Source organism: Bacteroides xylanisolvens XB1A (assembly GCF_000210075.1).
In the GTDB taxonomy this organism is placed as follows: domain Bacteria; phylum Bacteroidota; class Bacteroidia; order Bacteroidales; family Bacteroidaceae; genus Bacteroides; species Bacteroides xylanisolvens.
Map to the genome: position 1 here is coordinate 5061229 of NC_021017.1, position 15085 is coordinate 5076313.

Consider the following 15085-nt stretch of genomic DNA (forward strand, 5'->3'; position numbering starts at 1 on the left):
CAAAGACCCGTCCAACCAAAGTTATTTTATGATTGGTTTAATTTAATCAGACAGCCTTATGTATATAAATAAAGATGATTTTACCGCATGGATGGAACGTATCATGGACAGGTTTGATATGCAGGACAAGAAGATAGATAAAGTTATAAAAGGTCGTAACTGTTTGGATGGTGAAGAACTGCTGGATAATCAGGACTTGTGTCTGTTGCTAAAAGTAGCTCCCCGAACACTGACCCGTTACCGGAAAAAGGGAATACTCCCTTTCCTTATGTTGGATGGCAGATGTTATTACCGTGCAACGGACGTACACCAGTTAATCCGGGAGAAAACCGATTAATTTTTTCTTTTCTAATGGCTTTCAATCCTGTTTTGTCGTAAGATAAGGCAGGATTTCTTGTTTTGTATATAGGAGTTTTCAGGGATTTGGCTAACTTTGCAAAAGTTACATAGAAGATAATGGCGATTGAACAGTAACCTGTGATGTTGCCTTTATATATATCATATTCGTTCGCCGAATATCTCACTACGAAAACTGGCACTTTTCAAAATGACGAGATTTTCAGCGCAATGTCTATGCTATGTTTTAACATAGCGTGGGCTTGCCTGTTTCGTCATTTAGGTATGCCAGTACCTCGTAGTGGAGCAGTGTGAGTTCACGCTTCTTTTTTGAGATACTGGCGGACAGTTTGAATAAAGATTATAAACGGGTCACCCGTAAAAATATAAACTGTTTAATGCCTAACAATATGAAACAAATTAAAGCGCATATCGCTGTGTCTCTCGATGGTTTTATCGCAACATCGGACAATGAACTGGACTGGATTACTTCAAATGTAAAATCGCTTATTGGAAAAGAATACGAAGCGGCTACTTGCTTGCTGATGGGAGCTAATACTTATACCTATTTATTTGAGCATTGGGGTGGATGGTTATATAAAAGTAAACGTACTTTTGTAGTTTCCCACCACGATGCAAATGTTACGCCGGATTGTGGAGTGGAATTTCTTATAGATACTCCACTTCGGAAAGTACATGAAATGAAAAGTGATAATGATATGCTGTTAGTCGGTGGTGGTAAACTTTTGACTACACTTATTCAAGCGGGACTGCTGGATAGTCTGACCCTTTACACTATTCCTGTTATGCTTGGTAAAGGTATCAGTTTCATAGGTGAAACTTTTGGCTCAAATTGGTATTTGGAGAGTTCTAAAATTATAGATAACAATATTTTGTTATCCTCATATAAATATGTGAATGCAAGATGATAAAAGGGAGAGTATAGAACATTGAAGTTCTATACTTTCTTCTGTTTTTCCGTTTTTTGACGGTGTTCTAAAATTTCATCGGAATGTTCCAAAGCCCATTGAATAATACCATCTAAGGGCGACATTAAACTTTTTCCAAGCGATGTAAGACTGTATTCCACTTTTGGTGGTATTTCTGGGTACAGTTTACGATTCACTAACTTATCGGCTTCTAATTTCTTTAATGCTGTAGCAAGCATCTTTTGTGACACATTCGGAGTGTTTCTTAATAGTTCATTGAAGCGCAAAGTTCCCTTCTGATGCAAAAGAAACAATATGCGTAACGACCATTTATCTCCGAAACGGTCAATTATTCCACAGGCAGGACAAATAGCTTCTCTATAATGAGTATCATCCATCTTTTTTTCTTATTTAATTCATTATCAATCAATAATAGTTACCTCTACGTTACTATCTTACTTAATGGTAAGTTTTTTTTTATACTAAGTATCTTAGTAACTTTGTTCGCACAAAAGTAACTAAATATATTGAATATACAAAGTTTTCGGTCTTTCTAAATATTTAGCAAGGGCTGAAACTTATAAAAATTAAGAGTATGGAAATAGAGAAAATGCACTTTGACGGTCAAATTTGGCGACCACCCTATGAAGCAAGTTCGCAACTGTTACAGGTAACAGCAGGATGTACTTATCATAAATGCAAATTTTGTAGCCTGTATCATGGAACTAAGTTTAGATTATCCCCTGTTTCGGAAGTTGAATCAGACTTGAAAATAATTCAGGAATACCAGCCTAAGGCAAGGCGTGTCTTTCTGACTGGTGCCAATCCTTTTGCTTTGAGCTATAACAGATTGTTGGATTTAGGGTTATTGATTCGGAAGTATCTCCCTTATTGCGAAACAATAGGAACATTTTCCCGCATAGCAGACATTAAATCCAAGAGTGTAGAAGAACTGAAGAACTTGCGTCATTTAAAGTTTGATAGTATTAGTATTGGCACAGAATCGGGAGATGATGAAACTTTGTCAAGAATGAATAAGGGTAATACGGCAGCAGATATATTGGAACAGTGCAGAAAGCTGGAAGAAGCCAATATTCGTTATAATTTGGTTTATCTGACAGGGCTTGCGGGAAAGGGGAAAGGACAGCAGAATGCAATCCATACGGCTGAAATATTTAATCAGCTACATCCTTTTACTATAAACTTCGTTTCTTTGACCGTATTTCCCGAATCGGAACTTTATCAGGAAATACAAGAGGGTAAATTTATTGAGGCATCGGAGCGGGAACGTCTGTTGGAGTTGAGAACCTTTATTTCTACCCTTAGCATAAGGACAACTTTATTGGGAAATACAGTTTCAAATACAATACCTTTTGTAGGTATGATTCCCGATGATAAAGTCCGAATATTGAATGAACTGGATGCTGCAATCCGTCAAAGTACTGAAATAGAATTAAAGCAGTATAGAAACGGTATAAGGTCATTATAAAAGCAGAGAGAAACGGGGGTAATTTCCCTGTTTCTCTCTTTCTATGGCATGATGACATTATAATATAGTTACTATCTCATCAATGCTTTTGCGGGCTGTTGGATTGTACTTGGAATCCACTGGATAACCTATAGGAATTATTGCAACCGGATGAATATTAGCAGATAATCCCAAGCTATGTTTGCATTCATCTATATCGAAATTGCAAACCCAACAAGTTCCTAACCCTTGTTCCGTTGCTGCCAAACAGATATGTTCCGTAGTGATAGCAACATCAATATCTGCATGATTTTTATTATCATACTGACGTGTCCATGCAACCGAATCATTAGCACATACAATGATATATAAGGGGGCTTCCACAAACCATTTGGCAGGGTAAACCTTTTGCAGCTTTTTTTTCTGCAATTCACTTTGTATCACTATAAATTGCCACGGCTGTTTGTTTACGGCAGACGGTGCATACCGGGCGCATTCAAGAATATAATCCAACTTTTCTTTCTCTACTTCTTGGGAAGTATAGCTTCTTACGGAATAACGCTTTTTTGTTAATTCTAAAAAATCCATGATGTATAATATTAATTGAGTTAAAAATAAATCGTTATGTCTTATAACTGTATTATTTGTCCTGTACTGATATAATTTATTTTTTCGTCAGCAATACCTTTCATTCCATTTGCTCAATTTTGAAACCTGCTTTACTTATCAGTTCTACTACATCATCTGCTGCCAGCTTATCGGAAGCTACAGTCAGTGGACGGTTGGAATCAGATAAATCTAAATTCCATTCTTCTCTACTTATTTTGCCTTGCAATATTTCTTCTATCTTGGCAAGACAACCCTCACACTTTGCATTCGTTTTAAAAATCATTGTACGTATTTGAATTGATTATTAAGTTGTTATATCCTTTTCCTTTTTAAACGTAAGCTATTTAGTACGACAGACACAGAGCTAAATACCATTGCAGCACTTGCCCACATCGGATTTAAAAGAAATCCGTTTATTGAATAAAATATGCCTGCCGCAATGGGAATACCAATCAAGTTATAAATAAACGCCCAAAACAAATTCTGATAAATTGTTTTTATCGTCAATTGCGATAGCCGGATGGTTTCCGGTATTTTCAGTAAATCGGATGAGAGTATGGTCGCCATTGCCGTATCTACAGCAATATCACTGCCTTGCCCCATTGCTATGCTTAAATTCGCTTGTGCTAAAGCCGCACTATCATTAATTCCGTCACCCACCATGCCTACTTTTTTCCCATTCGCTTGCAATTCTTTTATGAATTGAGCTTTTTCGTTCGGCAACACTCCGGCTTTATAATGGTTTATTCCTACCTTTCGAGATATGGCTTGTGCTGAAATTGCATTATCTCCTGTCAACATATACACTTCAACACCCATTTCCTGTAGTTGTGATATGGCTTGCGCCGAAGTTTGTTTAATTTCATCGGTTAGGGCTATAGCTGCAATAGCTTGTGTGGAATCAGCAAACCATACCAATGTTTTAGCTTCCTGTGTCCATTTGTTTGCCAATTCCTGCAAATGACTGGCTATCGTAATATGGTTATCATTCAATAATGACAGGTTGCCTACGTAATAAGTCTGACTGCTTACTATACCTTTTACACCTTTTCCCGGAACGTTTTCGAACTTATCAATGGAAATCTCTTTTTCATTCTGCAAAGTATTGACTACGGCATCCGAAAGAGGATGTTCCGATAGCTTCTCTAAACTGTACAGTATTTTTCGGCTATGTTCAAAGCCGTTTTCCCATAGGCTTTCGACGACTATGGGATGCCCTGCTGTGATAGTCCCTGTTTTATCAAGAATTATCGTATCTATCTTTTGGGCAATCTCCAAGCTTTGGGCATCTTTAATTAAAATCCCTTTTTCAGCACTTTTTCCAATGCCTACCATAATGGCAGTGGGAGTAGCCAAGCCTAATGCACAAGGGCAGGCAATTATCAATACAGTGACCATTGCCAACAATCCATTGGTGAAGCCGTTCGTTGGTGCTAAAACTATCCATGCAACAAAAGCTATAATCGAAATGCTGATAATAGCCGGGACAAAGAATCGGGCTATTCTATCCACTAACTTTTGAACGGGAGCTTTGCTGCCTTGCGCATCCTGCACCATGCGGATGATTTGTGCCAGCATCGTGTCAGAACCTATCTTATCGGCAATAAACCGAAATGTCCCTTTTTGATTGATGGTTCCGGCAAATACCTTTTCGCCGGATTGCTTGTGCAGGGGAACAGGCTCGCCATTCAACATACTTTCATCCACGTATGATTCTCCTGTAACAACCATGCCGTCTACTGCAATGCGTTCTCCGGGTTTAACAAGAATTGTATCACCTTTTTGTACGGCTGTTATCGGAACGGTACGTTCATCAGAATCTACGATAATAGTTACCGTCTTAGGTTGCAGCCCGATTAACTTTTTTATGGCAGTTGAAGTGTTTTGCTTCGCGCGCTCTTCGAGTAATCGTCCCAACAGGATGAATGCAATGATAACACTTGCCGCTTCAAAATAAATATGCGGTTCAATCCCTCTTGACAACCAAAAATCAGGAAACAACAGATTAAAAACACTGAATGTATAGGCTATTCCGGTACTAACAGCTACAAGGGTGTCCATATTGGAAGTGCCATGCTTTAATTGCCGCCACGCATTGATATAAAATTCACGTCCCAAACCGAAAACCACAGGCGTGGCGAGAATCCAAAGTACATATTTTAAAGAGGATATATCTTCAAAAAACATACTGATAACCATAATTGGGAGAGATAACAGCAGGGCTGCCACTGTACGCCTTTTTATCTTCCGGTATCTTGTCAAGCGAATTTCTTCCGCTTTATCGGCTGCGTCTTCACCGGTATCAACCAGTAAATCATATCCTGCATCTTGTACGGCAGATTGTAGTGTTGCATCGGAACATACTTCCGGATTATATTCTACCTGTGCTACCGCAGTCGCATAATTCACTGTTGCCTGATATACTCCCGGCAAACCATTTAATGTTTTATCCACACGAGCCGCACATGAAGCGCAACTCATACCCAAAACCGGATATGTATTTTTTATGTTCTTACCTTTTTCCATATTGATGATTTTTATATGTTGCAAAGGTAGGGGGCTTTTATCTTCCGGCTCTTACATAATTATGGATATGATTTATATCATTCAGACTTCATCCAAAGGTTTCAGTTTGTGTTCTTTTAAACGCTTGAACTGGCTTGGAGAAATGCCAGTCATATTACGGAATTGTGTACTTAAATGTGCTGCGCTTGAGTAATTAAGTTTATCGGCAATTTCGCTAATGGATAATTCATCATACACCAACAGCTCCTTTATACGTTCTATTTTCTGAATAATGTAGTATTTTTCTATACTTATGCCATTCACTTCAGAAAACAACTTGCTAAGGAAACTGTAATCGTGATGGCACTTATCCGTAAGATAATCAGACAGGTTTGTCTTGGACGAATTATCGTTATAATGCACTAATTCAATCACCGCAACTTTTATTTGTTCGATAATCCGAATCCGTTTATCATCTATCAACTCAAATCCGTATGCTTCAAGAACAGGCTTTATGGTAGCACGTTCCTCTGCATTTATTGGTTCTTGCAAAATAGCTGTCCCCAGTTCAACACTAAGTGGAGTAAAACCCATTCTTTTCAGTGCTTCTATTACAACCATAATGCAACGGTTACAAACCATATTCTTAATGTGAATAGTATTGCTTTTCATCATATATCCAGCGTTTCTGCAAAGTTAATAACAATACACCGCTTATCGTTTGACAAGCTCTGAATATTCTCAATATTTAAGGCTTGCAATTTATTGATAGCGTTTATTGTTTCTGTATTTTTGCAAATTTACGAATCGGGTAGTGCAACCTAATTGCAAAGTTGAGTAATCTGAATTAGGTGTAAGGTGCAAGTATATATCTATATATAGCTTGCACCTTACACCTAAGCTGAAATATTTATATTCAGACATTTGCGTAATTCAAAAAGAAGCAGTATCTTTGAACCGAAGTTTTAGGCAGACAATGAACAGCCAAAGGATGACAGATAAACGTCTTTTTTGAAACCTAAATTGTACCCCCTAAGGCATTGACATATTGATAAAGAGTTGAATTAAAGCGACATAAGGAGATGGGTTCATTACCCTGTCTCTCCGCTAGAAAGCAGCTTTTTGCTGCTTTCTGTTTTTATGGAGAGTTTTTTCTCTAGTTGGTAATTGTAAGGAGAGGTGCTCGAGTGGTTGAAGAGGCACGCCTGGAAAGCGTGTATACCCCTAAAGGGTATCACGAGTTCGAATCTCGTTCTCTCCGCATCATTTTTTTACATTTTAATATTAATGAACGGCTGTTTTGACTTATCAAGGCAGCCGTTTGTTTTATATTGTTTTCGGGAATTCGGTTATTCCAATTCTTCAATAATCTTCTTTACATCTACCGGTTGTAATCGACCATATACCTTCTCGCCGATCATCACTACCGGAGCCAGTCCGCAGGCGCCTACACAACGCAGACAGTCTAATGAGAACTTTCCGTCCGGGGTAGTGTCACCGACTTCGATACCTAATACACGTTTGAACTCTTCCAGCAGTTTTTCTGAACCACGTACATAACAAGCTGTACCCATGCAAACAGAGATGGGATGTTTTCCTTTGGGAGTCATGGTAAAGAAAGTATAGAAAGTGACGACACCATACACTTTCGATACGGGAATTCCAAGTTTGGAAGCGATAATCCGTTGCGTTTCCTCGGGTAGATACCCTTGCAAATGCTGTGCCTCATGCAAAATATTGATAAGTTCGCCCGGTTTGTTTCCATGCTTGTCGCAGATCGTTTTGATTTGCTCTGCCATGTCACAGGCTAGTTTGATATCTGACATAATACTCTTCATTTAAAAGTTAATCAATCGCTTTGTTGAAATAATGCGTATGCAGGAGAGTTTCCGATTTCTCACCTAGCGGTTTGCCGAGATAATCCTCGTATAATGTCTTGATATACGGATTCTCGTGCGATTTGCGCAAAGGTTTGTTGGCGTCTTCACGGTAAAGTGCGTTGGCGCGTGCATAGAGTATTTCCGAGTTGCCGTGATGCAAAGGCTGCCCGCCGCCACCGATACAGCCTCCGGGGCAAGCCATAATTTCGATTACATGATATTCGTTATGTCCGTTCCGTATATCTTCCAGTAGATGACGAGCGTTGCCTAGTCCGTGTGCGATGCCTACTTTTAATTCAAATCCGTTTAGGTTAATGGTAGCACGACGGACGCCATTTAGTCCGCGTACCTGTTCGAAATTTACATTTTTCAAAGGTTCTCCGGTATAGATTTCATAGACAGAACGGAGGGCGGCTTCCATTACACCACCTGTTGTTCCGAAAATGACACCGGCACCTGTCGATTCACCCATCGGGTTGTCGAATGGGCTGTCCAGTACGAGAGGGAACCCGATATTGGCACGTTTAATTAGTCGTGCCAGTTCACGGGTAGAGATAGAATAATCCACATCGGGGATACCGTTCACTTTGAATTCATCACGTGCACATTCGTACTTTTTAGCCAGACAAGGCATGATAGATACGACAACCAGTTTTTCTCTGGGTATGCCCATTTTCTCCGCCCAATAGGATTTAGCAATGGAACCGAACATCTGTTGTGGGGAGCGGGCGGTGGACGGAATGTCCAGCATGTCCGGGAAATGATGTTCGAAGAAGTTGACCCATGCCGGACAGCAGGAAGTCAGGATAGGTAATCGTACGGATTTATCTCCGTTGAGATAACGTGTCAGGCGGTTCAGAATTTCAGAACCCTCTTCCATAATGGTAAGGTCGGCTGCAAAATCAGTATCGAATACATAGTCGAATCCCAGTTCGCGAAGTGCATACACCATTTTCCCGGTTACCAGAGTGCCGGGAGGAAATCCGAATTCTTCACCTAGGGCCGCCCGTACGGCAGGTGCGGTCTGCACAATCACTACTTTGTCCGGATTAGCCAGATCGTCGAGCAGACGGTTGGTGTAGTCACGTTCTGTTAATGCGCCTACGGGACAGACAGCCACGCACTGACCGCAGTAAGTACATTCACTTTCCGTCATCATTCGGTCAAAGGCAGGAGCGATGGTTGTATTGAATCCGCGACGGATGGCACCCAATGCTCCGACCGTCTGTACATCATTGCAAACACTTTCACAACGGCGACAGAAAATACATTTATCCATATTACGGACGATAGAAGCGGTAATTTCCCGTTTGCGGGGGGACAGTTCACCGCCATTGAAAGGCATTTCGCGAATGTTGAAACGCAGTGCTAACGTTTGGAGCTCGCAGTTGCCGCATTTAGGGCAAGTGAGGCAGTCATTGGGGTGATCCGAAAGGATCAGTTCAGCCACCACTTTGCGAGCGTTCATTACGCGCAGGGTACTGGTTTTTACTACCATGCCCTCCGTGCAACGGGTAGCGCAGGCAGGAGCCAGGTTGCGCCGTCCCATCACTTCAACCACACAAATACGGCAGGAAGCCGGATTATTTTTTATACAGGTTCCTTTCAGGTCGATATGACACAGCGTAGGTATATTGATACCGATTTTGATAGCGGCTTCAAGAATAGTGCTTCCCTCGGGCACAGTGATGAAATGACCGTCTATCTGGAGAGTAATTTGTTTTTCTTCCATAGTAAATAAGATTTTAGCAGACAAGAATAGCATTGAATTTGCAGCGTGCCATGCACATGCCGCACTTGATACATTTATCAGGAGCAATGACATGTGGCTTGCGCACCAGCCCGCTGATAGCATCCGCCGGACAGTTTTTGGCGCATAGATGACAACCAATGCAACGTTCCGGACTGATGGTATATGTTAATAGTGATTTACATTGCTTGGAACGACAAGTCTTATCCCGTACGTGTTCCATATATTCATCGTAGAAGTTATCCAATGTGGATAAAACGGGATTCGGAGAGGTTTGTCCCAGTCCGCAGAGGGCCGTATCTTTGATGACTTGTCCCAAAGTGGCAAGTGTGTCCAGGTCTTTTTCTGTGCCTTTTCCTTCTGTAATCTTGTTCAGTAGTTCCAACAGACGTTTGTTTCCAATGCGGCAAGGTGTGCATTTCCCGCAGGACTCTTCCACTGTAAAATCCAGATAAAAGCGGGCTACGGATACCATGCAGTCGTCCTCATCCATGACAATCATCCCTCCTGAACCCATCATGGAACCGGCCGAGAGAAGGTTGTCAAAGTCAATGGGAGTGTCCAGATGTTTTTCTGTCAGACAGCCGCCTGACGGTCCTCCTGTTTGTACAGCTTTGAACTTCTTTCCGCCTTTGATGCCTCCTCCGATTTCGTAGATTACTTCCCGAAGAGTAGTTCCCATCGGCACTTCGATCAGTCCGACATTATTAATCTTTCCGGCAAGAGCAAACACTTTGGTTCCTTTGGAACGTTCTGTGCCAATCGTTGCAAACCAGTCGGCTCCTTTGGTTAGAATAATGGGAATATTGGCAAGCGTTTCCACATTATTTACATTGGTTGGTTTTCCCAGATAACCGGATTCGGCAGGGAAGGGAGGTTTCAGAGTCGGCTCTCCCCGTTTTCCTTCCATCGAATGAATAAGGGCAGTTTCTTCTCCGCAGACAAAAGCTCCGGCTCCATATCGTATTTCTATGTCGAAACTGAAATCTGTTCCTAAGATATGATCCCCCAGTAATCCGTATTCGCGTGCCTGATTGATAGCTGTTTTCAGTCGGTTGATGGCTAGCGGATATTCCGCACGGATATATACTAATCCTTTGGTGGACCCGATGGAATAACCGCAGACACACATCGCTTCTACAATCGAATGTGGGTCGCCCTCCATAATGGAACGGTCCATGAATGCACCGGGATCTCCTTCGTCGGCGTTACAAACCACGTATTTGACATCCGACTGTTGTTTGTTGGCAAATTCCCATTTCAGTCCCGTCGGGAAACCGCCACCGCCACGTCCGCGAAGTCCCGAACGTTTGATAATATCAATAACGTCCGTCGGCTGTTTGTTAAGCAGGCAATCGGCCAATGCAAAGTATCCTTCACGGGCGATATATTCTTCAATATTTTCGGGGTCGATAAAACCACAGTTACGCAATGCGATGCGGAGTTGTTTCCGGTAGAAATCCATGTGCTTGGAGTCGCTGACGGTATGTTCCGTTTTAGGATCTACATACAGCAACCGTTCGATTCTTCGTCCTCCGATGATATGCTCGTTGATGATTTCTTCCGCATCTTCGGGAGTGACTTGGGTGTAAAAGGTATTATCGGGGATAATTTTCACGATAGGACCTTTTTCACAGAAGCCGAAACAGCCTACGGTGATGACTTCTACTTTATCGGTGATTTCGTTCTTTTTGATGGCTTTTAGAAGATTGTCTGTAATACCCTGGCTGGAAGATGCCTTACAGCCTGTACCACCGCAGATCAGAATCTGAAGATGTTGCGCACCGGATGCCAGTCCGTAACACTTTTCAGTCACCTTTTCATTACTTTCTTCGCGCAATGAAAGATTGTGCTCTGCTCTCTTCCTGATTGTTGCCAAATCATGGATAGATAAAATTTTCATAAGTATCAGAATTGTTAGTCGGTTTTTTGCAAATATAATTCTTTGTTTGAAATAACAGCGTAGTCTCGTACAAATAAAATTGTTCTTTGACGGAGGATTTAGGTAAATAAATCTCTATCTTCGTATTTAATAGGTATCAAACCTAAAAAATATAACTGAAGTATGAGACGAATTTTACTTGGACTATGTTTTCTATCTTTTCTGAACAGCGCATCCGGACAAGAGATTCCTTTGCCGGAAAAGATGCCGCAGACACATCCGCGGGTACTGACTACTCCGGCGGGAAAGCAGGAAACATGGAAGCTGATTAAAAAAGAAGAATGGGCGAAAGATGTTTTCAATAAATTGAAGGAACGGACGGAAGTATATACGAACCTGACGGATGCTCAACCGGCGTGGTTGCTGTCTCGTTTGGCAATGTACTGGAAGTCTCATGCCACGGAAGTATATGTGAAAGGTGAAACGTTCGACCATGCAGGTGGTGAAAGAGCTCCTTATCCCACTGTGCGCTACACGGGAACCCGTGGCACAGCTGCCACCCACGGTCGTCCCAAATTGGCGGATGTCGTTCCTTATGATGATGAGGACGGGAATGTCACTTTCTGCAATAATGCACTTCCTGACCGTCCTATGGAAAGTGTACACCCATCCAAAACAGGCCGGAATATTGAAAGCCTGAACTGCGAAATCCTGGGAATTGCCCGTGATGCCGCTTTCCTTTATTGGATGACGGATGAAGAGAAATTCGCTAAACTTGCCGCAGGGGTCTTTGATACATATATGACAGGCATTTATTATAGAAACGTGCCCATCGACCTGAATCACGGCCATCAGCAAACATTGGTAGGATTGACTTCTTTCGAAGTCATCCATGAAGACGCACTCCATATCGCTGTCCCTTTATATGATTTTCTATATAATTACCTAAAGGCCAATTACCCGGATAAAATGGAAATCTACGCCGGAGCTTTTAAGAAATGGGCGGATAATATCATTGCGAACGGTGTACCTCATAACAACTGGAATTTGCTACAGGCACGGTTTGTTATGAATGTCGGATTGGTATTGGAAGACAATAAAGAATATGCCGACGGAAAAGGACGTGAATATTATATCGACTATGTGATGAACCGTTCCAGCATCCGCCAGTGGAGTCTGACGCGATTGGCAGATTATGGTTTCGATATAAATACGGGAATTTGGGCAGAATGTCCGGGATATAGCAGTGTGGTAATCAATGATTATGCCAATTTTGTGAATCAGTTTGATACGAATCTGCAATATGATTTGGTGAAAGCAATGCCTATATTGTCGAAAGCGGTAGCAACCACTCCCGAATATCTGTTTCCCAACCGTATGATTTGTGGCTTTGGAGATACGCATCCGGGATATTTGAGTACGAATTTCTTTATCCGTATGATACAGAATGCACAGGCGAACGGGAAGAAAGAACAGGAAAATTATTTCACGGCTTTGCTGAAATGCCTGAACCCGGATTTGGGAAATGATAAAACAGAAAAGAAGAATGTGCGTGTATCTGTCAATTCTTTCTTTGAAGATAAACCGCTGGCGCTAAATCCCAAAGTGCAGCCGGGAAAGATAGAAGATTATGTTTCTCCTTTGTTTTATGCTCCCAATGTGTCATGGCTGGTACAGCGCAACGGTATGCATCCGCGCAACAGTTTGATGATTTCGTTGAATGGCAGTGAAGGGAACCACATGCACGCTAACGGCATTTCGATGGAACTTTATGGAAAAGGATACGTACTGGGGCCGGATGCAGGTATCGGGCTTTTCCTGTATAGCGGACTTGATTATGCGGAATATTATTCTCAATTCCCCAGTCATAATACAGTTTGTGTGGATGGAATATCGAGCTATCCGGTGATGAAAAGTAACCATTCTTTTGATTTGCTTTCCTGTTTCCCGGCATCAGCGGAACCGGGCAAAGCATTTACGTCCGTTACTTACAGTAACCTTTATTTTCGTGAACCGGAAAGCAGGGCGGATCAGACCCGTATGATGAGTATTGTCACTACTGGGGCGGAGACGGGGTATTATGTCGATGTATTCCGCAGCCGGAAAGAGAAAGGAGGCGATAAGATGCACGATTACTTCTATCACAACCTTGGGCAGACTTTGACATTGACGGCAGCAGATGGCAGCGACCTGAATCTCCAGCCTACGGAAGAACTCGCCTTTGCAGGCGCACATCTTTACGCTTATTCCTATTTATATGATAAGAAAGTGGCTGCGACCAATAAGGATGTCAAGGCAACTTTCACCATAGATATGAAAGATAAGGACGGCGATGATATATACATGAATCTTTGGATGAAAGGCGAACCGGATCGTGAAGTCTTTACGGCTTTGGCGCCAATGACCGAAGGGCTAAGCCGTACACCGAATATGCCCTATAATATAAAGGAGCAGCCGACGCTGACATTTGTTGCCCGTCAGCATGGAGAAGCTTGGAATCGTCCTTTTGTCTCGATATATGAACCGAGTACGAAAAAGGAACCGTCTGCTATTCAGTCCGTCTCTTACTTTGATGCAGAAGGAGCAGGTTTGGAAGATTTTGCCGGAATCTGTGTGAAAAGCAAAAACGGACGTATAGATCATATCTTCTCTCTATCTGATGCTGCACAAACCGCTACTTATCAAGGAATGAAAGTGAAAGCGGATTATGCTGTTATTAGCAATGAATATGCAGGAAACCGGACGTTGTTTTTAGGGAATGGAACCCAATTGGTTGCACCCGGGGTAATGATTCAGACCGACAATGCCGCTAATGTATTGCTCGAAAAGAAAGAAGGGAAATGGTATATTATTTCTTCTGCTCCCTGTACGGTTGTTATCGGCGATAAGAAGATAAAACCCGATGCTGCGTCGGAGCCTATGTTGTTGCGTATCTGATGTTTCATTGGTAATAAAGAAAAATTGTATATCTTATCCGTAGTATGGTATATTATGGCCTAAGATGGAAATTGTTGCAATAAAAAACAAAAAAGCGTGTTTAAACGTTTTTAATACTATATTTTTTCTAATTTTGTGGCTTTCTGTCCAAGTAGTATATAAAATGGACAGTAAGCCCTTTTTTGTGGGTAAATATTTAGTGGGAAATATTTAGTGGGAAATAAATGATGGTATATGTGATGAGAAATGGTCGCAGGGTAATAGCTGCGTTATCATTTCTGTTATTATGTTGTGGTGTACATGTGCACGCACAACGGGTGGCTGTAAAGACAAATGCATTGGGTTGGCTGACCGCCAGTCCGAATGTAGAAGCAGAATTTGTATTGGGTAGTCATGTCTCCTTGAACATGGGGATTGCTGCGAACCCAATCAGTACAGACAACTTTAAAACGACTTTCACGCATTTTCAGCCTGAAGTTCGTTACTGGCTAAATCGTCCGATGGTGAGTCATTTTCTTGGAATCACCGCTTTCGTGAATAATTTTGATATGATGGTAAAAGATGTGCATCACAAAGGCGATGCATACGCCGCTGGTTTGACCTATGGATACGCATGGGTGCTGGGCGATCATTGGAACATCGAAGCAACTGCCGGAGTGGGTGTGTTGCGCTACCGTCAGTTTAAGTATGATAAGGGTACTCCGAAACCGGGTGCGGTCAACGATAGTAAGACCACCATTGCACCTGTCAAACTGGGGGTATCCTTTGTTTATATTATTCGATAACGAA

The 15085-nt window shown here is 41.8% G+C and carries 13 protein-coding genes and 1 tRNA gene; 6 read left to right on the top strand and 8 right to left on the bottom strand.

The window, feature by feature from the left end; translation table 11 throughout:
• The first annotated feature begins 58 nt into the window (after positions 1-58).
• The gene (locus BXY_RS19780; RefSeq protein WP_015532771.1) at positions 59-337 is read left to right on the top strand and encodes a helix-turn-helix domain-containing protein; all 279 of its coding nucleotides are present in this window, start codon (positions 59-61) and stop codon (positions 335-337) included.
• A gap of 409 nt (positions 338-746) precedes the next feature.
• On the top strand, positions 747-1265 hold the full coding sequence (locus BXY_RS19785) for a dihydrofolate reductase family protein (RefSeq protein WP_120129995.1): 519 nt from the start codon (positions 747-749) through the stop codon (positions 1263-1265).
• Positions 1266-1294: 29 nt separating this feature from the next.
• Here the strand turns inward: BXY_RS19785 and BXY_RS19790 are convergent, their stop codons facing one another.
• Complete coding sequence (locus BXY_RS19790) at positions 1295-1663, bottom strand: winged helix-turn-helix transcriptional regulator (protein ID WP_004319736.1); 369 nt, start codon at positions 1661-1663, stop codon at positions 1295-1297.
• 197 nt (positions 1664-1860) lie between these two features.
• Between BXY_RS19790 and BXY_RS19795 the strand changes: the two genes are divergently transcribed.
• Entirely contained in the window at positions 1861-2754 is an 894-nt protein-coding gene (locus BXY_RS19795) for a radical SAM protein (RefSeq protein WP_015532772.1), read from the top strand.
• Positions 2755-2811: 57 nt separating this feature from the next.
• Here BXY_RS19795 and BXY_RS19800 read toward each other — a convergent pair whose 3' ends face one another.
• The 4 genes from BXY_RS19800 to BXY_RS19815 all read right to left on the bottom strand — a co-directional run bounded on the left by BXY_RS19800 (position 2812) and on the right by BXY_RS19815 (position 6522).
• Complete coding sequence (locus BXY_RS19800) at positions 2812-3321, bottom strand: nitroreductase family protein (RefSeq protein ID WP_015532773.1); 510 nt, start codon at positions 3319-3321, stop codon at positions 2812-2814.
• 100 nt (positions 3322-3421) lie between these two features.
• Positions 3422-3625 carry a hypothetical protein gene (locus BXY_RS19805; protein WP_015532774.1) on the bottom strand — a complete coding sequence of 68 codons (204 nt, stop codon included), beginning with the start codon at positions 3623-3625 and terminating at the stop codon, positions 3422-3424.
• A 29-nt stretch (positions 3626-3654) separates the two neighbouring features.
• On the bottom strand, positions 3655-5868 hold the full coding sequence (locus tag BXY_RS19810; protein ID WP_007653512.1) for a heavy metal translocating P-type ATPase: 2214 nt from the start codon (positions 5866-5868) through the stop codon (positions 3655-3657).
• A gap of 81 nt (positions 5869-5949) precedes the next feature.
• Positions 5950-6522, bottom strand: coding sequence for an AraC family transcriptional regulator (locus tag BXY_RS19815; protein ID WP_015532775.1), 573 nt, complete (start codon positions 6520-6522; stop codon positions 5950-5952).
• 498 nt (positions 6523-7020) lie between these two features.
• Here BXY_RS19815 and BXY_RS19820 point away from each other — a divergent pair.
• Positions 7021-7108: transfer RNA gene (locus BXY_RS19820), tRNA-Ser, on the top strand.
• A gap of 88 nt (positions 7109-7196) precedes the next feature.
• Here the strand turns inward: BXY_RS19820 and nuoE are convergent.
• Genes nuoE through nuoF form a run of 3 tightly spaced genes read right to left on the bottom strand, consistent with a single transcriptional unit; the run spans position 7197 to position 11380 of the window.
• Complete coding sequence (gene nuoE, locus BXY_RS19825; RefSeq protein ID WP_004305841.1) at positions 7197-7673, bottom strand: NADH-quinone oxidoreductase subunit NuoE; 477 nt, start codon at positions 7671-7673, stop codon at positions 7197-7199.
• A 19-nt stretch (positions 7674-7692) separates the two neighbouring features.
• Complete coding sequence (locus tag BXY_RS19830; RefSeq protein WP_004305843.1) at positions 7693-9459, bottom strand: NADH-dependent [FeFe] hydrogenase, group A6; 1767 nt, start codon at positions 9457-9459, stop codon at positions 7693-7695.
• Between the two features lie 13 nt (positions 9460-9472).
• Complete coding sequence (gene nuoF / locus BXY_RS19835) at positions 9473-11380, bottom strand: NADH-quinone oxidoreductase subunit NuoF (RefSeq protein ID WP_004310195.1); 1908 nt, start codon at positions 11378-11380, stop codon at positions 9473-9475.
• Positions 11381-11542: 162 nt separating this feature from the next.
• On the opposite strand from nuoF, the gene BXY_RS19840 reads away from it, so the two are divergent.
• Together BXY_RS19840 and BXY_RS19845 are read left to right on the top strand one after the other, a co-directional pair.
• Complete coding sequence (locus BXY_RS19840; RefSeq protein WP_008643162.1) at positions 11543-14296, top strand: heparinase II/III family protein; 2754 nt, start codon at positions 11543-11545, stop codon at positions 14294-14296.
• 239 nt (positions 14297-14535) lie between these two features.
• On the top strand, positions 14536-15081 hold the full coding sequence (locus BXY_RS19845; RefSeq protein ID WP_004305849.1) for a DUF3575 domain-containing protein: 546 nt from the start codon (positions 14536-14538) through the stop codon (positions 15079-15081).
• Positions 15082-15085 lie beyond the last annotated feature (4 nt).